This is a genomic window from Halomonas sp. (assembly GCF_034520545.1).
Taxonomy (GTDB): Bacteria; Pseudomonadota; Gammaproteobacteria; order Pseudomonadales; family Halomonadaceae; genus Halomonas.
This window is the reverse complement of the sequence record NZ_JAXHNN010000014.1, coordinates 19,992-40,413: the sequence shown is the minus strand read 5'-3', so window position 1 is coordinate 40,413 and position 20,422 is coordinate 19,992. Positions and strand designations below refer to the sequence as shown.

Sequence of the window (20,422 nt, the reverse complement as noted above, 5' to 3'; positions counted from 1 at the left end):
ATCACGCCCGCCTCAAACGACAAGCCCCGCAGGCATCACCTGCGGGGCTTGTTGCATCGGGGGAGCCTCGTCGCGTCAGCCGGCGCGACGCGCCAGGGCCCAGCGGCGGGCCAGCAGCAGGCTGACTTTCGGTAGTTCGCGAAGCCCGGCTCTCACATAGAGCAGCAGGAGCGTCGAGAGGAACAGCAGGCCCGTCTGGGCCAGTTCGATGAAGCCCCGTTCCGAGAATCGGTCCTCGGGCAGGGTGAGCGCCTCGTAGTAGACGCCCTGGGCAATACCGACCACCAGCAGGATATACAGTGTGGCCCTCAGGCAAGTTGCGGCGAAACCGATCGGCATGGGGCGTTCTGGGGGAGGGCGGGAATGCATCGTGAATCCGCTCAATCATGACGTCCAAGTGTCTGACATTGTAGCGCCCTGGCCTTTGGTGTGCCTACTCGACCGGCACGCCTGCCGAGGCGCTCCGGCGTGCTTCCTCGACGATCCAGTCATGCACCCCCGCCACCCTACGATCGTCCAGGACGCCTGGAGCATGCACGATGCCGTAGCGCATGCCAGTGGGCACCCGTTGCGCGAAGGGGGCGATCAGCGTTCCGTTCTGCAGTTCGCCGCGTATCAGCGTCTGACGCGCGATGGCCACCCCCATGCCGGCGATGGCGGCCTCCATGGTCAGGTGGTTGCGGTTGAAGGTGTAGCCACGTCGCAGGTTGAGGGGCGGGGCCTCGATGGCCTCGAGGTAGCGCTCCCACTCGGCATGCTCGTGACTGCCGCGCCAGGCGGTGACGTCGTGCAACAGCGGGTACCAGGCCAGATCGGCCGGATGGCGAAGTGGAGGGCGGCCCCGCAACAGGGCGGGAGCGCAGACCGGAAAGATGCGCTCTTCCATCAATGGCGTGATGGCGAGTCCCGGGATGTGGCCGTCATTGAGGTCGAGGGCTAGGTCGAAATCCCCGTCGCGTAGCGAGAGGCTGCTGTCCTCGGCCCTGACATGCAGCTCGATGTCGGGAAAGCGTGCCTGCAGCCTGGGCAGGCGCGGCATCAGCCACTTGTGCAGGAAGGAGGGTACCGAGCGTAGGCGGATCACCCCACTCATCACCCCGCTGCGCAGTCGTCGCACTTCCAGGCTCACGGCCTGGTAGGCTTCGTCCACCACCGTGGCCAATCGCCGTCCCTCCTCGGTCAGCTCCAGTCGACGGGGCAGGCGCCGGAACAGCTTGAACCCCAAGCGCTCCTCCAACTGCTTGATCTGCTGGCTCACCGCGCCGGTGGTGACATGCAGCTCCTCCGCCGCCCGGGTGAAGGAGAGGTGGCGGGCGCTGACGGCAAAGACCTTCAGCCAGGCGTGGGTCTGGGCGTGCAGAAGTCGGCTCATGGTTTAGCGTGACTATACTGTAGGCAAGATATTCTGGTTTGCCATCGAAGGCGTGGCGCACCAGCATAGGCTCAAGGCTTATCCAAGGCCAGCAATGTTCAGTAACGCTGAACTGACGGCTACCTTCCGTCCAGGCCACCCAGTCAGTAACGCGAGGCTTTTCCCATGGCAATCAGTGTCTTCGACCTGTTCAAGATCGGCATCGGACCCTCGAGCTCCCACACCGTGGGCCCGATGGCGGCGGCCCATGATTTTGTCCAGGTGCTGAAGGGTCGCGACCTGCTTGAGCGTGTGACGCGCCTCGAGATTCATCTGCATGGCTCACTCTCCGCTACCGGCAAGGGCCACGGCACCGACCGGGCGGTGATCATGGGGCTGATGGGCGAACATCCATCGCACATCGACCCGTCTATCGTCGCTCCTCGCATCGAGACGCTGCTCGAGTCCCGGACCCTGCAGCTCGATGGCCACCAGCCGATTCCCTTCCACTGGACCCGTGACCTGCAGTGGCATGACGAGAGCCTGCCCTACCATCCTAACGCTCTGACTCTGGTCGCTCATGGCAACGAGGATATGCTCCATCGCAACGTCTACTACTCCGTGGGAGGGGGATTCGTGGTCGACGAGGCTCAGGCGAGTTCCGGGGAACTGGACAGCGACACCACGGCCCTGCCCTACGATTTCCATTCCGCCGCCGAGTTGATGGCGCTGTGCCGGATGCATGGCCTGCGCATCAGTGAGTTGATGCTGGAGAACGAGAAGGCATGGCGCAGCGAAGCTGAAGTGCGCGCCGGTCTGTGGAAGATCTGGCAGGCCATGCAGGCCTGCGTGCAGAAGGGACTTGCCGCCGAGGGCGTGCTGCCCGGAGGGCTCGAGGTCCGGCGCCGGGCGGCATCATTGCACCGGCGACTGCTGGCCCTGGATGGCGATGAAAGCCTGATCGCCTCGACCTTCTCGGCCATGGACTGGGTCAACGTCTACGCTTTGGCGGTGAACGAGGAGAACGCCGCTGGCGGCCGCATGGTCACTGCCCCGACCAACGGCGCGGCGGGGATCATCCCGGCGGTGCTGCACTATTACATGAAGTTCCAGCCCGATGCCTGCGAACGCGAAGTGGTGGACTTCCTGCTAACTGCCGGGGCCGTGGGGATCCTGTGCAAGAAGAATGCTTCGATTTCCGGTGCCGAGGTGGGCTGTCAGGGAGAGGTCGGCTCGGCCTGCGCCATGGCCGCCGCCGGCCTTGCCGAGGTGATGGGCGGCAGCGTGGGCCAGGTGGAGAATGCCGCCGAGATAGGTCTGGAGCACAACCTGGGGCTGACCTGCGACCCGATCGGTGGTCTGGTGCAGGTGCCCTGCATCGAGCGCAACGCCATTGCCTCGGTCAAGGCCATCAATGCCGCGCGAATGGCCCTGCGCGGCGACGGCGAGCACTTCGTCTCCCTGGATCATGCCATCCGCACCATGCGTGATACCGGTGCCGATATGCAGGAGAAGTACAAGGAGACTTCCCGCGGCGGCCTGGCTGTCAATGCCATAGAGTGCTGACGGCTGCCGGGTAGTACCGGCCCTAGCCAGACCAGGCGCGATGCCCCGCAAGGGGTATCGCGCCTTTTTTTGCCCGACAGTTTGCAAGCTATTGATCACGCGGGTGTCTACACCATTGGTCGAGTTCGGTGCTTCTCCTGTTGCCGTGCCGCGGTCAGTCCTCTAGCTTACGTTAACGTAAAGTGTCACCCGGGCCCTCGGTACCGGAACCGGCACAACAACGACAATGGCCGACAACAACGACAACAGCATCCACGGCGGATCGCCCGAGCGATCCAGAGAGGACGAAACATGACCCAGGAGTTCATACTGGAAACTCGCGGGTTGACCAAGGAATTTCGCGGCTTCACCGCCGTGGACGACGTCAACCTGCAGGTTCGAGACGGGCATATCCATGCCCTGATCGGCCCCAACGGGGCCGGCAAGACCACCGTCTTCAACCTGCTTACCAAGTTTCTTCCGCCCACCCGCGGCGAGATTCTCTATCGCGGCAAGCCTATCACCAACATGAAGGCCAACGAGATCGCCCGGCTAGGACTGGTACGCTCCTTCCAGATATCGGCGGTGTTCGCCCACATGACTGCCATGGAGAACGTGCGGGTCGCGCTGCAGCGCAAGCTGGGCACCTCCTTCCATTTCTGGAAATCCGAGAAGAGCCTCGATCACCTGAATGACCGCGCCCTGGAACTCCTCGAGGAGGTAGGGCTGCGCGAGTACGCCGATGTGCTTACCGTCGAGATGCCCTATGGGCGCAAGCGGGCCCTGGAGGTGGCGACCACTCTGGCCCTGGATCCCACGCTGATGCTGCTCGACGAGCCCACCCAGGGGATGGGGGCCGAAGACGTCGACCGCATCGTCGAGCTGATCCGGCGCGTCTCGAAAGGCCGTACCGTGCTGATGGTCGAGCATAACCTCAGCGTGGTGAGTCGGCTGTGCGACCGCATCACCGTGCTGGCGCGCGGTAGCGTGCTGGCCGAAGGCGACTACCAGGAGGTATCGCGCAACCCCCTGGTGCGCGAGGCCTACATGGGCAGCGATGCGGCAGAAGAAGAGGAGGCCAGCGCATGAGTCAGGCAGCCGAGGCGATTAGCGAGTATCAAGACCATGACGGTGCCGAGATGCTGCGGGTTAGCGACCTGCACGCTTTCTATGGCGAGTCGCATATCCTCCACGGCGTCGATTTCGACGTGAAGCGCGGCGAGTTAGTGACCCTGCTGGGGCGCAATGGCGCCGGGCGTAGCACCACCCTCAAGTCGATCATGAACATGGTCGGTCGGCGCACCGGCTCGATCATGATCAACGGCAACGAGACCTTGGGCATGAAGCCCCATCGCATCCCGCGGCTGGGCATTGGCTACTGCCCCGAGGAGCGCGGCATCTTCGCCAGCCTCGACGTCGAGGAGAACCTGCTGCTGCCGCCCACCGTGCGCTCCGGAGGGATGTCCCTCGACGACATCTACGCGATGTTCCCCAACCTCTATGAGCGCCGCCGCAGCCAGGGCACCCGGCTCTCCGGGGGCGAGCAGCAGATGCTGGCCATGGCGCGCATCCTGCGTACCGGTGCACGGCTGCTGCTGCTCGACGAGATCACCGAGGGGTTGGCCCCGGTCATCGTCCAGGCGCTGGGCGAGGTATTGGTCAAGCTCAAGGAGCGTGGCATGACCATCGTGCTGGTGGAGCAGAACTTCCGTTTTGCCGCGCCGTTGGCCGACCGCCATTTCGTGATGGAGCACGGTACCATCATCGAGGAGATCAGTGCCGCCGAGCTGCCCTCGCGGCGCGAGCACCTCAACTCCCTGCTGGGGGTATGACGGCTCGCCGTCCTCCCTGCAGTTCATCCACCGCAATGCAACTCGCATCGACAACAAACCCGCCCCTATTGGGGCTACGGAGATGAGACCATGAACTTCAACAAGAAGACACTTGCCAGCAGCATCGCCCTTGCCGCCGCCACTCTGATGGCCAGCGGTGTTCAGGCCCAGATGAGTGACGATGAAGTACGTATCGGCTATCTGGCCGACATGTCTGGTACTTACCGGGATCTCGCCGGGCCCGGCGGTCTCGAAGCCTTGATGATGGCCGTCGAGGATTTCGGTGGCGAGGTCAATGGCGTGCCCATCGAGGTGTTCAGCGCCGACGACCGCAACAGTGCCGACGTGGGCGCCAACACCGTGCGCGGCTGGTTGGACCAGGAGAATGTCGACCTGGTGGCCGGCATGGTGGCCTCCTCGGTCTCCATCGCCGTGACCAAGCTGCTCGACGGCAGCGACAGCCTCGCCATCATCTCCGGCTCGGCAGCCTCCAGCATTACCAACGAGCACTGCACGCCCAACCATATCCACTGGGTCTACGACACCTACCCGCTGGCCAACGGCACGGCCAAGGCGGTGGTCGAGCAGGGCGGCGAAACCTGGTTCATGCTCACCGCCGACTACGCCTTCGGCCACGCCCTGGAGGGCGACGTGACCAAGGTGGTGGAAGACAACGGCGGCGAGATCGTCGGCACGATCCGTCACCCCTTCCCGACCAACGACTTCTCGTCCTACATCCTGCAGGCTCAGGGCTCCGGTGCCGACATCATCGGCCTGGCCAATGCTGGCTCCGATACCGTCAACGCCATTACCACCGCCAGCCAGTTCGGCGTGGTTCAGGCCGGTCAGCAGCTCGCCGGCCTGCTGATCTTCCTCAACGACGTCCACTCCCTGGGCCTCGAAAAAACCCAGGGCCTGCTGCTCACCACCGGCTGGTACTGGAACATGGATGACCAGGCGCGCGAATGGGCCGAGCGTTACTACGAGCGCACTGAACGCATGCCGACCATGGTCCAGGCGGGGGTCTACTCCAGCACCATGCACTACCTGAAGGCCGTGGACGCCGCGGACACCGACAGCGCCGAGGCGGTTCGGGAGCAGATGGCCGATGGCCCGATCAATGATTTCTTTGCTCGCAATGGTCGCATCCGCGAGGATGGTCGCATGGTCCACGACATGTATCTCGCCGAAGTGAAGTCTCCGGAGGAGTCCACCGGCGAGTGGGATCTCTACGAGATTCTCGCCACCATCCCCGCTGAGGAGGCCTACAGGCCGCTCTCTGAGAGCCAATGTGACCTGGTCAACAACTGAGCACGGGCGGAACTGGCGGCGGCTTCGGCCGCCGCCCCTCTGACGGGAGGTCCATGACATGACAATGATTTTTGGGGTGCCGTTGATGGTGTTCATGGGCCAGCTGATGCTGGGCCTGATCAACGGTGCCTTTTATGCCCTGCTCAGCCTGGGCCTGGCGATCATCTTCGGCCTGTTGAAGATCGTCAACTTCGCCCACGGGGCCCAGTACATGCTGGGGGCCTTCGTCGCGCTGATGGGCTTGCAATATCTGGGGCTCAACTATTGGGCAGCGCTGCTGCTGGTGCCGCTGGTAGTGGGCGGGTTCGGCATGCTGATCGAGCGCCTGATCCTGCGGCGTATCGCGCATCTCGATCACCTCTACGGGCTGCTGCTGACCTTCGGTCTGGCACTGATCTTCGAGGGCACCCTGATCAACTTCTTCGGGGTGTCGGGATCGAGCTATCCGACACCCGAGGCCCTGCAGGGCGGGATGAACCTGGGCTTCATGTTCCTGCCCACCTACCGCGGCTGGGTACTGGTGGCGGCGTTGGTGGTCTGCCTGGGTACCTGGTTCGTCATCGAACGCACCCGTCTCGGTGCCTACCTCCGGGCCGGCACCGAGAACCCTGCGATGATGCAGGCCTTCGGAGTCAACGTGCCGCTGCTGATCACTCTGACCTACGGCTTCGGCGTGGCGCTGGCCGCCTTCGCCGGTGTGCTGGCCGCCCCGCTCTATCCGGTGTCGCCGACCATGGGCTCGAGTCTGTTGATCGTGGTCTTCGCCGTGGTGGTAATCGGCGGCATGGGCTCCATCCTGGGAGCCGTTATCACCGGCCTGGCCATGGGCCTGATCGAAGGCCTCACCAAGGTCTACTACCCCGAGGCGGCCAACACCGTGATCTTCCTGGTGATGATCCTGGTGCTGTTGCTGCGCCCCGCGGGACTCTTCGGCAAGGAGGCATGACGTGATGGCCACGACCCAACAATTGACCCCGGCCATGCAGCGGCAGCGCAACGCCCGGCTGCGTCGTAACACCCTCTACCTGGTGCTGATCGTGATTGGCCTGCTGGCGCCGTTTGCGATCTACCCGGTGTTCCTGATGAAACTGCTGTGCTTCGCGCTGTTCGCGTGCGCCTTCAACCTGCTGCTTGGCTATGCCGGCCTGCTCTCCTTCGGGCACGCTGCCTTCCTGGCCACCGGTGGTTACTTCACCGGCATTATGCTGGCGAGCTACCCGGGGCTGACCCCGGAGTTGGGCATCCTGGTCGGCACGTTCGCCGCCGTGGTGCTCGGCACCTTCTTCGGGGTGCTGTCGATCCGCCGCCAGGGGATCTATTTCGCGATGGTGACCCTGGCCCTGGCGCAGATGATGTTCTTCTTCTTCATCCAGGCGCCCTTCACCGGCGGCGAAGACGGCCTGCATGGCGTGCCGCGGGGCGAGCTTTTCGGGCTGATCAGCCTTCGCGACAACCTCAACATGTACTACTTCGTGTTAGCGGTCTTCGTGATCGGCTTCGCCATCATCCAGCGCGCCGTGCATTCCCCCTTCGGCCAGGTGTTGAAGGCGATTCGCGAGAACGAGCCGCGGGCAGTCTCGCTGGGCTACAACGTGGATGCCTACAAGCTGGTGGCCTTCGTGCTCTCAGCGGGCCTGGCGGGCCTGGCAGGTTCCACCAAGACGGTGGTCTTTCAGCTCGCCTCGCTGACCGATGCCCACTGGCACATGTCCGGCGAGGTGATCCTGATGACTCTGCTGGGCGGCGTCGGCACTCTCTTCGGCCCCGCGGTGGGTGCCGGCCTGGTGGTGAGCCTGCAACATCAACTGGCCCAGTCGCCGATGGGCAACTGGGTGAGCGTGATCCTCGGCTTGATCTTCGTGGTTTGCGTGCTGAGTTTCCGCAGCGGCATCGTCGGCGAGATCCAGAAGATGGTGCGCAAGAACTTCAAATAGGCTTGAACGGCCAGAACGACAACGGGCGCCCCTCGGGGCGCCCGTTGTCGTAGGGAGGCTCAGCGGCGCATGGGCAAAAGTCCATGGATATGCGTCACCAGGTAATCGATAAATTGATGCACCTTGGGCGAACGGTGGCGATGGTGTGGATAAACGGCCCAGACTGCGGTGTCGTCGTGGCGATAGGCATCGAGGACCGAGACCAGCTCGCCGCTTGTCAGGTGGGGATCCACGTAATAGTCGGGCAGCTGAGCAAGCCCCAGGCCCTTGAGGGCTGCGTCCAGCAGGGCCGGCCCCGAGTTACCCTCCCAGGTGCCCGCAACCCTTACCTCGCGGCGCACGCCCTCGACGGCGAAGCGCCAGTGGTCTCGCGAGCCTACCAGGCAACGGTGTCGGGAGAGCTCCGATAGCGAGTGGGGCTGGGGCATCCGGGTGAAGTAGGCCGGCGAGCCGACCACGTATTCGCGACGTTCGCAGAGCCGCCGGGCGATCAGCGAGGAATCTTCCAGATGGCCCATGCGGATCGCGATGTCGAAGCCCTCGTCGATCAGGTCGACCGGCCGATTGGTTAAGTGGAGGCGCACCCCCAGCAGTGGATAGCGGCACTGAAAGTCGTTGACCAGGGGCGCGACGAAGCGCTCCCCGAAGGTGGTGGCGCAGGTCAGGCTGAGGGTCCCGCTGGGGCGCGCCTGAAGGTCCTTCACGGCAGCCTCGGCCTCGCGGAAACTGTCGAATAGGTGATGGCAGTGCTGGTAGTAGAGGGTGCCGGCCTCGGTGAGCCGAATCTGACGCGTGGTGCGGTAGAGCAGGGTGGTGCCCAGCTGGTTCTCGAGCTGGCTGACCAGTCGGCTGACATGGGAGCTGGAGACCTTTAGGCGGCGGGCCGCCGCGGCAAAGGTGCCCGCACGCACCACCTCGATGAAGGCCTCGATCCGGTCCCAGTGCTGCATGTTGACTCCTTTCGACGCTATTGTTGCCGTATGGCAATAATGTGACCTGATTAGCAATGATCGTCAGCCCGGTTTGCCCTCATGACGACAAAAGCTATACTGTATATGTATATAGCTTTCAGGCGGAGGATGACGTCATGGCCATGAACCCCATCCAGTTTCAGCCCGGCCTGTCGATGCCCGAGTTTTTCGAGCGCTATGGGACCGAAGCGCAGTGTACGGCGGCGTTGGAGCAGACGCGCTGGCCGGACGGCTTTCGCTGCCCGCGCTGCGAGGGCACATCCTATTCCCGGGTGCGCCGGCACCACCATACGCTGTTCCAGTGCCGCGCCTGTCGCCACCAGACCTCGCTGATCGCCGGCACCCTGATGCAGGGCACCAAGCTGCCGTTGACCACCTGGTTCCTGGCGATCCACCTCATCAGCCAGGCCAAGACCGGGCTGTCGTCGCTCGCCCTCAAGCGTGACCTCGGGGTGAGTTACCCGACGGCCTGGCTCATCCACCACAAGGTGATGGAGGCGATGGCGGAGCGCGAGGCGCGCTACGTCCTCGAGGGTCCGGTCCAGGTCGACGATGCCTACCTGGGCGGAGAGCACCGTGGCGGCAAGGCCGGGACGCGGATCGGAGAACAAGGTGCCTTTCGTGGCCGCCGTCTCGCTCAACGACGCGGGCCATCCGCGCTTCGTCAGGCTCACCCCCGTGGCGGCCTTCAGCCGTGAGGCGATTGCCGAGTGGGCCAAGACGACGCTGCGGCCTGGCAGCACGGTATACTCCGATGGCCTGGCCTGCTTCGGTGCCGTCACCAGCGCAGGATGTACGCATCAGCCCACCGTCGTTGCGGGACGCAAACCCCAGGACATGCCCGAGTTTCACTGGATCAATACGGTGCTCGGTAATCTCAAGACCAGCCTCTCAGGGGCGTACCATGCCTTCGGCTTCCAGAAATATGCGGCGCGCTATCTGGCCGCGTTCAGCTATCGCTTCAACCGCCGCTTCGACCTCAGGGTGCTGCCGACACGGCTGCTCATCGCCGCAGTACGCTGCAAGCCGCGGCCCCAGCGGGTGATTCGGTCGGCTGAGCTTCATTGCTAATCAGGTAATGTGATGAGTTTGATGCAGTTTATCCCAGGGCACCGAATTGCCTAGACTGTCCTCAGGTCCACTACACATCGAATGAGGAAAGCGCCATGAAGTCACGTGCCGCCGTCGCCCTGGAAGCGGGCAAGCCCCTGGAACTGGTCGAGATCGACGTCGAGGGCCCCAAGGCCGGCGAGGTGTTGGTGAAGATCGCCGCCACCAGCGTCTGCCACACCGATGCCTATACCCTCTCCGGCGCCGACCCGGAGGGCAATTTCCCGGCGGTGTTGGGGCATGAAGGTGCTGGCGTTGTTCAGGAAGTGGGTGAGGGCGTCACCAGCGTGCGCCCCGGTGACCACGTCATTCCGCTCTATACGGCCGAATGTGGCCAGTGCAAGTTCTGCCTCTCGGGCAAGACCAACCTCTGTGGTGCTGTCCGCGCCACCCAGGGCAAGGGTGTGATGCCGGATGGTACCTCACGCTTCTCGCTGGACGGCAAGATGTTGCACCACTACATGGGCACCTCCACCTTCAGCGAATACACGGTGCTGCCCGAGGTCTCGCTGGCCGTGGTCTCCAAGGCGGCACCGATGGACAAGATCTGCCTGCTGGGCTGCGGCGTGACCACCGGTATCGGTGCGGTGATGAACACCGCCAAGGTGGAGCCGGGCTCTACCATTGCCGTCTTCGGCCTGGGCGCCATCGGCTTGGCGGTGATCCAGGGTGCTGTGATGGCCAAGGCCTCGCGGATCATCGCCATCGACGTCAATCCGGACAAATTCACGCTCGCCAAGCAGTTCGGTGCCACCGACTTCGTCAACCCCAAGGACCACTCCGATCCCATCCAGCAGGTGATCGTCGACTTGACCGATGGCGGCGTCGACTACTCCTTCGAGTGTATCGGCAACGTCAAGGTCATGCGCTCGGCGCTGGAATGTTGCCACAAGGGCTGGGGCGAGTCGGTGATCATCGGTGTGGCCGGCGCCGGTGAGGAGATCAGCACACGGCCCTTCCAACTGGTGACCGGTCGGGTCTGGAAGGGCTCCGCCTTCGGCGGCGTCAAGGGGCGTACCGAGCTGCCGGGCTATGTGGAGCGCTACATGAAGGGCGAGATCAACATCGATGATTTCATCACGCATGATATGCCCTTCGAGCAGATCAACGAGGCCTTCGAGCTGCTGCACCGGGGCGAGAGTATCCGTACCGTGCTTCATTACTGATACGTGGCTGAAAAATGCGAACGGCCAATACGCGCCGCTTTCTCTCACGCCCGACGCTGCGTAACACGCGAAGGGCTCAACACTTGAGCGCTTGGAGGGAGTTATGACCATGACCGAGAACCTCGAGCTGTTATCGGCCAACAAGAGCTTCGGTGGCTGGCACAAGCGCTATCGCCATCGCTCCCGGGCGCTGGACTGCGAGATGACCTTCGCCATCTACCTGCCACCCCAGGCTGAGGCGGGGAGGGTGCCGCTGCTGTGGTGGCTTTCCGGGCTGACCTGCACCGACGAGAACTTCATGCAGAAGGCCGGTGCCCATCGGGTCGCCGCGGAGCTCGGCATGGCCATCGTCTGCCCCGACACCAGCCCGCGAGGCACCGACCTGCCGGGCGAGGACGACAGCTATGACTTCGGTAGCGGGGCCGGCTTCTATGTCAACGCCACCCGGCAGCCCTGGAAGAAGCACTACCGCATGTATGACTACGTGGCCGAGGAACTGCCTTCGGTGGTGCGCCAACATTTTCCGGTCAACGGCCGTGAGTCGATCAGCGGCCACTCCATGGGTGGGCACGGGGCGCTGATCCTGGCGCTCCGGCGACCCGGCCACTATCGCTCGGTGTCGGCCTTCGCGCCGGTCGTCAATCCCAGCGAGTGCCCCTGGGGACAGAAGGCTTTTTCCGCCTACCTGGGAGAGGACCGCGGCCTCTGGACCCAGTACGATGCCTGCGAGCTGGTGGCCCGCGGGGCGTCGAGCCAGCCGCTATTCATCGACCAGGGCGAAGCCGATGACTTCCTCGAGGAGCAGCTCTGTCCCGATCGCCTCGAGGCGGTCTGCGCCGAGCATGACCACCCGCTGACCCTGAGGCGCCAGCCGGGCTATGACCACAGCTACTTCTTCATCGCCACCTTCATCGAGGAGCACCTGCGCTACCATGCCGAACGTCTGAACAAGCGTTGAGTGGGTAAAAACTCGCACCAGAGTGACGACAGGCAGCCTCCCTTCGGGATAGTGGTGTCGCTATACTGGCGGACATTCATGCAGTAGCGAGGGGAGCCCATGGTCGAGCGAGAGGCGCAATGAGGGGATGGTGGCAGCTGGCGTGGCGGGTGCTATGGCGAACTGTGCTGGGCTTCGTGGTTGTTTCCCTGATGCTGGTACTGCTGTTTCGCGTGGTGCCGGTGTTCGGGTCCATGGTGATGGTGGAGCGCCAGGTTCAGTCCTGGATCGCCGGGGAGTCCCTCGACATTCGCCACCAGTGGCAGCCCTGGGAGAACCTCTCCGACCGCGCCAAGATGGCGGTGATCGCCGCCGAGGACCAGCGCTTCCCGCTCCATTACGGCTTCGACTTGGGAGAAATGCGCCGCGCCTGGGAGGTCAGCCGCAACGGGGGTCGCCTGCGCGGGGCCAGCACCATCAGCCAGCAGACCGCCAAGAATCTCTTCCTGTGGACCGGGCGCAGCTGGGTGCGCAAGGGCCTCGAGGCCTGGTTCACCGTGCTCATGGAGGTGCTGTGGCCCAAGCAGCGCATCCTCGAGGTCTATCTCAATATCGTCGAGTGGGACAACGGAGTATTCGGCCTCGAAGCCGCCTCCCGCCACTACTTCGGTGTCTCCGCCGGCCAGCTCAACAACGTCCAGGCCAGTCGTTTGGCGGCGATCCTCCCCGATCCCCGCGGGCGCGATGCGGCGCATCCGAGCCCTCAGGTGGAGCGTCGCAGCGTCTGGATCCGCCAGCAGATGCGTAACCTCGGTGGTGCCGCCTATCTCGATCGGCTCTGAGGGCCGCTTCTCACTACCAGCACCACCCCGGCGATAGCGATCGCCATGCCGACCAGCGACAGGGGCGGCAGGCGCTCGTCGAACAGCCACCATGCCTCAAGCGCCGTTACCGGCGGGACCAGATAGAAGAGGCTGGCCACCCGCGACGCCTCGCCACGCTTGATAAGTGCCATCAGCAGCAGGATGGCGGAAATTGAGAGCACCAGCACCAGCCAGGCCAGGGTCAGCAGGAAGGTGGGGGCCCAGTCGATCTCCCGAGTCTCGAACAGCAGCGCACCCAGTCCCAGCACCGTCCCGGCGCCGAGATATTGCACCACGGTGCCGGAAAGCAAGGGCATGCCGGTGCAGAAGCGCTTCTGGTAGAGCGTGCCCAGCGAGATTCCGACCAGCGCGACCGTGACGCTCGCCAATGCCCCAAGGCCGAACCCCTGGAACAGCATCTCGCCCGGATCGAGCTTGCCGCCGAGCACCAGGGTGATGCCGGCGAGTCCCATCACCAGCCCCAGCCACTGGAGGCGTCCCAGCCGTTCCCCCAGCAAAGGGCCGGCAAGCCCTGCGGTCAGCAGTGGTTGCAACCCCACCAGCAGGGCGGCCAGCCCCGCCGGCATGCCTTGGTAGATGCTGTAGAAGACGCCGCCCAGGTAGGCGCCGTGGACCAGCAGGCCGGATATCGCGATATGTCCCCAGAGCCTCGCACCTTGCGGCCACTCATCGGAAATCCAGTGTGCCAGCGGTACCAGCAGGGCAAGGGTCAGCACGAAGCGTACGAAAAGAAAGGTGAAAGGCTCGGCGTGGGGAAGGCCGAACTTGGCGCCAATGAAGCCGGTGCTCCACAGGGCCACGAAAAGGATGGGCATGGCGGTCAGCAAGGCTTGGCGGTGACGTTCCGATGTCATGGCAAGGAGCTTCCAGGATCAGGGGATGGGGGCATCATCGCGGTAAGGCGCAGGCGATGCCAATTTCATGGCTCGTGCTTTGGTCGTAGGCGAAGCCTCGGTGGAAAATTGGTAAGACCAAGTTTTTGCCTGGTTGGACAGGGTGTTGCCTGTTTTAATCGCTTGGTCTGACCAATATTCGAAGACCTTCTGCGTTGAAAGTCGCTATTGGCCGGGGCCGGTCTTTTCGCTACTTTTAATATTGGAAGTCGTTTCCAGATTAACGAGACCTTCCTGAGCCCGCAGGGAAAGCGGTACTAGCCGCCCGGTGAATCCTCAGAGGACACTGGCGTGCGTGATGGGCCATGGATGACAACAACAAGATCCCGTTGCTGTCCGCTTCTGAGTGCGGGCGCACTATCCAACCAGGAGTTCATGCCATGCAAGACGACAAGCAGCCGTCAAGCATCTCTTCCGTCGACACCGACAACACCAAAGTTCTCGAGCAGTTCAAGACGCCGAGCCGGCGTAACTTCCTGAAGGCCGCTGCCGTTGGTTCCGCAGCAGCCGTCGCGGCCCCTTGGGTCGGCAATGTCCAGGCGCAGGAGGGCATCCGTATCCGCATGCAGTCCTCCTGGCAGCCGGGTACCACCGGCTACAGGGTTTTCGAGGAGTGGGCCGCCGGCGTCGCCGAGGCGACGGGTGGCGAGGTACGCATCGAGCCCTTCCCGGCCGGTGCTGTGGCCGGGGCCTTTGAGGTGGCCGATGCCGTGCGTAACGGCGTCCTCGACGGCCAGAACTGGTTCACCGTCTACTGGCCCGGCAAGATGCCGGCCGGCGTATTCCTGACTGCCTACCCGATGGGGCTCTCCGTACCCCACCAGTGGGACATGATGTTTGGCGCTTACGGCGGTTTCGGCATCGCCAAGGACCTCTACCGTAAGCAGGGCCAGGAACTGCTCGGTTATGTCCACCACGACATGAACCTGATCCACTCCAAGAAACCGCTACGCAGCTTCGACGATTTCAAAGGGATCAAGTTGCGCATGCCGGGCGGGATCGTGGCCGAGACGTTCGCCTCCATCGGCGCCCAGACCACCCTGCTGCCGGGCTCCGAGGTCTATCCGGCACTGGAGAAGGGCACCATCGATGCCGCCGATTACGTCGGCGCCGCGGTGAACTTCGAACTGGGCTTCTGGCAGGTCGCCGACTACATCATCATGGGCCCGCCCTCCACGCCCTGCCTGCACCAGGCCGTCGACCTCATGGATATCTCCGTCAATCGTCGCACCTTCGAGCGCATGACGCCGCAGACCCAGGACCTCATGCATGATCTGGTGGCCGCGTATTCCCGCGAGCACTACGCGGCGATCCAGAAAGCCAATGCCGAGGCCTGGCCGAAGTATCGCGAGAAGGGTGTGGAGATCATCCACCTCACCGAGGAGGACGGCAATCGCTTCCGCGAGGCGGCTATCCCGCTGTGGTTCAAGTGGGCCAACAAGGATGCGGATGCCGCACGGCTCTTCAAGGCGCACCTGGATACCATGATGGATCCCGCGGTGGCACTGATCACCGAGGAGGACATCAAGGGCTACGAACTCAACGGCTGATCCACCTGCACGACCAGACCGGGTGTTGTGGGCCATGGGCCGCAACACCCGGTTTGGGTAGGGTAACCACTTACTAATCCCGCATCCCGTCGACTTGATGATCCGTAGCCATCGCCGGGAAGCGATGGTGTCGCGGAGGAGTGCCCATGAATCTTGATATTGAATTCGTTCTTCCGCACTGGCTCTACTGGTCGGTGCTGCTGGTGTTGCCGCTGGTGGTGATGTTCTTCGTCGATCGCAGTTTTCGACGGGGCGGGACCATCGACGGTGGCGACACCGCCGAGGTGCCGCCTGGCCAAGAGGTCGAGGTGGCCTATCAGCCCCCCGGTAATCTGTTCACTAACGTTGTCGACCGTCTTTCGGGGTTTTCCGGCCGCTACGTGGCGTATTGGGCGCTGATCGCCCCCTTCATCTTCACCTACGAAGTGCTGGTGCGCTACGCCTTCAATTCGCCGACCAACTGGGCTCATGAATCGATGACCCTGATGTTCGGCATGCAGTACCTGATAGCCGGCGCCTATGCCCTGCGGGAAGGCGGACATGTGCGTGTCGACATCCTCTACCAGCGCGCCAAACCCCTTAATAGGGCGGCGCTGGATCTGTTGACCTCGATCTTCTTCTTCATCTTCACCATCGCCCTGCTGACGACCGGCTGGAAGTTCTTCTCCCAGTCGGTGAGCGACGCGTACTTCTTCGGCTCGAGCTACGCCAATGAGACCTCCTTCACCGAATGGGCCATCCAGTTCTATCCGGTGAAGTTCATGCTCTTCTTCGGCGCTGTGCTGCTACTGCTCCAGGGGTTTGGCCAGCTGATTCGTGATGCCCAAGCGTATCGCTATCACTGGCGCCTGCATGAGGGTAGTAGGACCTTCGCCCGCGTGCTGCTGGTCATCGCCGTATTACTGGCGGGCTGGCTATTTTTTGAGATGGTCAATATCGCGGTGACTGACTACGAGAGTCTGGCGGGTAGCATCTCGGGCAGCCTTGGCTCCGTGGGCATCGGTGCCTTGACGCTGGTGATGTTCGGCTCACTGATGGTGGTGCTGGTGGCTGGCCTGCCGCTGGCCTTCGTCACCGGTGGTCTGGGGGTGGTCTTCCTCTATACGATCGGCGACCAGGCCATGCTCAACCTGATGCCCTCGCGCATCTTCCCGATGATGACCAATTACCAGCTCTCTGCCATTCCGCTGTTCATCTTCATGGCCTCGGTGCTGGAGAAGGCCGGCATCATCGAGGAGCTGTTCGATGTCGTCTACAAGTGGATGGGCGGCCTCAAGGCGGGGCTGGCCATCGCCACCATCATTGCCTCCACGCTGTTGGCCGCCATGGTCGGCGTGATCGGTGCCGCAGTGGTGACCATGGGCTTGATCGCCTTGCCGGCGATGCTCAAGCGTAACTATGATCCGGAAATCGCCATCGGCTCGATCATGGCGGGTGGAACCCTGGGCATCCTGATCCCGCCCTCGATCCTGGCCATCATCTATGGCGTGATCGCCCAGCAGTCGGTGGGCGAGCTTTACCTGGGTTCGCTGATTCCCGGTCTGCTGCTGGCCTTCATGTACGGCTTCTACTGCTGGATGCGAGGCACCCTGAACATCAAGCTGGCGCCGCCGATGCCGGTCGACGACCGGGTCGACATGAAAGAGAAGCTGCGCATTCTTCGCAAGATGCTGGCACCGATAATTCTGGTGATCCTGGTGTTGGGTATCATCTTTACCGGTATCGCCACACCGGTGGAGGCTGCCGGTATTGGCACCTTCGGCGCGCTGGTGGTGGCGGCCATGCACAAGCGCCTGACCTGGCCCAACCTGCATGCCGCCTGCATGAGCACCCTGGTGGCCTCGGCGATGGTGATGTGGATCATATTTGGCGCCAGCATCTTCGTCGGCTTCTACATCCTGCAGGGCGGCCAGACCTTCGTGCAGGAGCTGATCTCCGGCGCGGGTCTTGGCCCCTATGCGGTACTGCTGCTGATGATGGTACTGCTGGTGGCCCTTGGGATGTTCCTCGACTGGGTGGGGATCCTGCTGCTGGCGGTGCCGATCTTCGTGCCGCTGATCCAGGGGCTCTCCTTCGACGGCTTGTTCGGGCTGCCTGGCGTCGATGCCACCGATGTCTCGCTGTGGTTCGGCGTCATCTACCTGGTCAACATGCAGATGTCCTTCCTCAGCCCGCCGTTCGGCTATGCGCTCTTCTACATCAAGGGTGTCTGTCCGCCGCACATTACCATGGCCCAGATTTTCCGCTCTGCCTTTCCCTTCCTGGGCATCCAGGCGCTGGGATTGCTGCTGGTCATCCTCTTCCCGGCGCTGGTCACCTGGCTGCCCAACCTGGCCTATGGTTGACGTCAGCTGCTTTAACCGTTGAGGTATTGAAGGTGCTCCCTGCGGGGAGCGCTTTTTTACAACCTGTTACTACACGCTGTGAACTCGCCGTGACGCCTGGCGTCACAGGGGAGCACATTCCCAATGCAACACCTTGGAGGTATTCATGCAAAGGATGACTGCTCTGTTCTCGGCCGCACTTCTCTCTCTCGGCCTGTTTGCCACTGTACAAGCTCAGGAAACACAGCAGAGCCAGGATTCGGCTGCCACAGGACAGGCTCAAGCGCCAGCCCAAGACTTTTCCGACGACCAGCTCCAGATGTTCGCCGATGCTTCTCAGGAGATTGCCGTGATCTCCCAGGAGTACACCCAGAAACTGCAGGCGGCAGAAGGTGAGCAGGCCCAGCAGGACGTTCGCAAGGAAGCTAACGACGAGATGGTCAAGGCTGTCCAGAACAGCGGTCTTGAAGTGGATACCTTCAATGCCATCGGCCAGGCTATCCAGCAGGACCCGGAGATGATGCAGCGCGTGCAGGAAATGGCCGAGTCGTAAGACCGGCCTCATTTCCGACACAGCAACCGTCAGACGAGGGCCACTCCACGGGGTGGCCCTCGTTGCGTCTGGCAGCCAGCTCAGCCTCTTTACACCCTCGCGCGGGCATTCCAGACTGGTGGCACTACATGATACGGGTGGGAGCGCGACGCATGGATGTGGAACTGCTTGAGATCCGCCAGCACCTGGCGCGTTTTCCACCCTTCGAGGGCCTGTCCGATGAGCTGCTCGACGAGGTGGCCGGCAGCGTGGAAGTGGCCTACTTCAAGGCCGGTAGCGATATCCTGGTGCTCGATCAGGAGGTTCACGAGTTCTGCTATATCCGCAGCGGGGCGGTTGAGGTCTATCGTCGCGGCGGCGAACTCTACAACCGCCTGAGTGAGGGCGATATCTTCGGCCACTTCAGCCTGCTGCGGAATCATCGTGCCCGCTTCCCGGCCCAAGCCATGGAAGACAGCCTGATCTACTTCATCCCCGAGGCCGTCTTTCAGCGGCTCTGCGAGGCCGATGACAATTTTGCCGACTTCGTCGAACTCGAACGCCCGCGCCTGGAGTCCACGGTCAAGGAGCACAAGAAGAACAGCGACATGATGATCACCCGGGTGCGCAAGCTGCTGACGCGTTATCCGGTGATGGTCGAGGCGTCCAGCACGGTGCAAGAGGCCGCTCGTCAGATCACCGACTCCGGAGCATCGGCGGTGCTGGTACTCGATGCTCCCGCGGATGCTCCTCGCTACACGTTCCGCGACAGCCAGGATCGCTACTGGCAGGTGCGGGGCATCCTCACCGACAGCGACTTCCGCAAACGCGTTGTCGCCGAGGGACGCCCCCCCGAGACACCGGTGGGGGAGGTGATAGGCAAGCGCTTGATCGCCATCCAGTCCGATGAGTCGGTGCACGAGGCGATGCTGTGCATGCTGCGCAACAATATCCATCACCTGCCGGTAATGTACCGTCGCCATCCCGTGGGCATCGTCCATCTCTCCGACATCATTCGCTACGAGACCGGCAGCAGCCTCTACCTGGTGAGCAATATCTTTCACCAGTCCAGCGTCGAGGGGCTGGCGCGGCTGACGATCGACGCGCGTGCCGCTTTCGTGCGTATGGTCGAGGAGGGTGCCGACTCGCGCATGGTGGGCAGCGCGCTCTCCACTATCGGGCGCAGCTTTACGCGCCGGCTGCTGGAACTGGCCGAGGACGAGTTGGGCCCTCCGCCGGTAGCCTACTGCTTCATGGTCAACGGCTCCATGGCCCGTAACGAGCAGTCCATCGTCACCGACCAGGACAATGCCCTGGTACTCGCCGACGACTTCGACCCTGAGCGCCACGACGCCTATTTTCTCAAGCTGGCCCAGCGGGTCAGCGACGGCCTCGATGCCTGCGGTTACCCCTACTGCAAGGGCGATATCATGGCCACCAATGCCCGCTGGCGGCAGCCCCTCTCGGTGTGGAAACAGTACTTCCAGGAGTGGATCGATAATCCTTCCCCGGAGCGTCTGTTGCATAGCTCGATCTTCTTCGATCTGGATGCCGTCTACGGTGAGAATGCCTTCGTCGAGGAGCTTCAGGACCTGGTGGCCAGCCGTGCCCCGAAGAGCCCGCTGTTCCTGGCCGCCATGGCCCGCAATGCCCTGAACCGCACCCCGCCGCTGGGCTTCTTCCGGACCTTCGTGATGGAGAAGGATGGCAAGCAGAACAACTCCATCAACCTCAAGCGCCGCGGTACGGCGCCGATGACCGATCTGATCCGTGTGCATGCCCTGGCCTGCGGTTCGCGGGCCCAGAACAGTTTCGCACGACTCGACGACATCGACCGAACCCAGCTGCTGGCCACCGGGGTGAGTCAGAAGCTGCGCTACGCTCACGAGTTCCTGTCGATATCTCGTATCCGCCACCATGTGATCGATATCGAGCACGAGCGGATCCCGGACAACAACATTGAACCCGAGAGCGTCTCCGATACTGAACGTCACAACCTCAAGGATGCCTTCCAGGTGTTGAGCAACGCCCAGAAGTTTCTCAAGTTCCGTTACCCCATGCCGTCACGGTCCCGCTGAGATG

The 20,422-nt window shown here is 63.0% G+C and carries 17 protein-coding genes and 1 pseudogene; 14 read left to right on the top strand and 4 right to left on the bottom strand.

Annotation, left to right across the window (positions count from 1 at the left end; translation table 11 throughout):
* Positions 1 to 75: 75 nt before the first annotated feature.
* Positions 76 to 339, bottom strand: a complete 264-nt coding sequence (locus U5L98_RS15280) for a hypothetical protein (protein WP_322559166.1) — start codon at positions 337 to 339, stop codon at positions 76 to 78.
* A gap of 94 nt (positions 340 to 433) precedes the next feature.
* Positions 434 to 1,372, bottom strand: coding sequence for a LysR substrate-binding domain-containing protein (locus U5L98_RS15275; protein WP_322559165.1), 939 nt, complete (start codon positions 1,370 to 1,372; stop codon positions 434 to 436).
* A 165-nt stretch (positions 1,373 to 1,537) separates the two neighbouring features.
* Here U5L98_RS15275 and U5L98_RS15270 point away from each other — a divergent pair, with 165 nt between their 5' ends.
* From U5L98_RS15270 to U5L98_RS15245, 6 genes are all read left to right on the top strand, one after another.
* Positions 1,538 to 2,917 (top strand): L-serine ammonia-lyase, encoded by a 1,380-nt coding sequence (locus U5L98_RS15270; RefSeq protein ID WP_322559164.1) that lies wholly within the window; start codon positions 1,538 to 1,540, stop codon positions 2,915 to 2,917.
* A gap of 291 nt (positions 2,918 to 3,208) precedes the next feature.
* Positions 3,209 to 3,985 (top strand): ABC transporter ATP-binding protein, encoded by a 777-nt coding sequence (locus U5L98_RS15265; protein WP_322559163.1) that lies wholly within the window; start codon positions 3,209 to 3,211, stop codon positions 3,983 to 3,985.
* Complete coding sequence (locus U5L98_RS15260) at positions 3,982 to 4,728, top strand: ABC transporter ATP-binding protein (RefSeq protein ID WP_322559162.1); 747 nt, start codon at positions 3,982 to 3,984, stop codon at positions 4,726 to 4,728. The genes U5L98_RS15265 and U5L98_RS15260 overlap by 4 nt, the downstream gene beginning before the upstream one ends.
* Before the next feature lie 90 nt (positions 4,729 to 4,818).
* Positions 4,819 to 6,039, top strand: coding sequence for an ABC transporter substrate-binding protein (locus tag U5L98_RS15255; protein WP_322559161.1), 1,221 nt, complete (start codon positions 4,819 to 4,821; stop codon positions 6,037 to 6,039).
* Positions 6,040 to 6,097: 58 nt separating this feature from the next.
* Positions 6,098 to 6,985: a branched-chain amino acid ABC transporter permease gene (locus U5L98_RS15250; RefSeq protein ID WP_322559160.1), complete on the top strand. Its 888-nt coding sequence runs from the start codon at positions 6,098 to 6,100 to the stop codon at positions 6,983 to 6,985.
* Between the two features lie 4 nt (positions 6,986 to 6,989).
* Positions 6,990 to 7,973 carry a branched-chain amino acid ABC transporter permease gene (locus U5L98_RS15245; RefSeq protein WP_322559159.1) on the top strand — a complete coding sequence of 328 codons (984 nt, stop codon included), beginning with the start codon at positions 6,990 to 6,992 and terminating at the stop codon, positions 7,971 to 7,973.
* Between the two features lie 59 nt (positions 7,974 to 8,032).
* Here U5L98_RS15245 and U5L98_RS15240 read toward each other — a convergent pair whose 3' ends face one another.
* The gene (locus U5L98_RS15240; protein ID WP_322559158.1) at positions 8,033 to 8,923 is read right to left on the bottom strand and encodes a LysR family transcriptional regulator; all 891 of its coding nucleotides are present in this window, start codon (positions 8,921 to 8,923) and stop codon (positions 8,033 to 8,035) included.
* A 137-nt stretch (positions 8,924 to 9,060) separates the two neighbouring features.
* On the opposite strand from U5L98_RS15240, the pseudogene U5L98_RS15235 reads away from it, so the two are divergent.
* From U5L98_RS15235 to mtgA, 4 genes and pseudogenes are all read left to right on the top strand, one after another.
* A pseudogene (locus U5L98_RS15235) lies at positions 9,061 to 10,015 on the top strand (IS1595 family transposase).
* 95 nt (positions 10,016 to 10,110) lie between these two features.
* Complete coding sequence (locus tag U5L98_RS15230; RefSeq protein ID WP_322559157.1) at positions 10,111 to 11,220, top strand: S-(hydroxymethyl)glutathione dehydrogenase/class III alcohol dehydrogenase; 1,110 nt, start codon at positions 10,111 to 10,113, stop codon at positions 11,218 to 11,220.
* A 103-nt stretch (positions 11,221 to 11,323) separates the two neighbouring features.
* Positions 11,324 to 12,178: an S-formylglutathione hydrolase gene (gene fghA, locus U5L98_RS15225; protein ID WP_322559156.1), complete on the top strand. Its 855-nt coding sequence runs from the start codon at positions 11,324 to 11,326 to the stop codon at positions 12,176 to 12,178.
* A gap of 119 nt (positions 12,179 to 12,297) precedes the next feature.
* A complete protein-coding gene (gene mtgA, locus U5L98_RS15220; protein ID WP_322559155.1) occupies positions 12,298 to 12,999 on the top strand; it encodes a monofunctional biosynthetic peptidoglycan transglycosylase in 702 nt (233 codons plus the stop codon).
* On the opposite strand, the gene U5L98_RS15215 is transcribed toward mtgA, so the two are convergent.
* Complete coding sequence (locus tag U5L98_RS15215; protein ID WP_322559154.1) at positions 12,981 to 13,895, bottom strand: DMT family transporter; 915 nt, start codon at positions 13,893 to 13,895, stop codon at positions 12,981 to 12,983. The genes mtgA and U5L98_RS15215 overlap by 19 nt on opposite strands.
* Positions 13,896 to 14,314: 419 nt before the next feature.
* Here U5L98_RS15215 and dctP point away from each other — a divergent pair, with 419 nt between their 5' ends.
* The 4 genes from dctP (at position 14,315) to U5L98_RS15195 (ending at position 20,418) form a co-directional block, all read left to right on the top strand.
* Positions 14,315 to 15,484 (top strand): TRAP transporter substrate-binding protein DctP, encoded by a 1,170-nt coding sequence (gene dctP, locus U5L98_RS15210; RefSeq protein WP_322559153.1) that lies wholly within the window; start codon positions 14,315 to 14,317, stop codon positions 15,482 to 15,484.
* Between the two features lie 146 nt (positions 15,485 to 15,630).
* Positions 15,631 to 17,829 carry a TRAP transporter large permease subunit gene (locus U5L98_RS15205; protein ID WP_322559152.1) on the top strand — a complete coding sequence of 733 codons (2,199 nt, stop codon included), beginning with the start codon at positions 15,631 to 15,633 and terminating at the stop codon, positions 17,827 to 17,829.
* Between the two features lie 145 nt (positions 17,830 to 17,974).
* Entirely contained in the window at positions 17,975 to 18,361 is a 387-nt protein-coding gene (locus tag U5L98_RS15200; RefSeq protein ID WP_322559151.1) for a DUF4168 domain-containing protein, read from the top strand.
* Positions 18,362 to 18,513: 152 nt separating this feature from the next.
* A complete protein-coding gene (locus tag U5L98_RS15195; RefSeq protein ID WP_322559289.1) occupies positions 18,514 to 20,418 on the top strand; it encodes a DUF294 nucleotidyltransferase-like domain-containing protein in 1,905 nt (634 codons plus the stop codon).
* Positions 20,419 to 20,422: the final 4 nt, after the last annotated feature.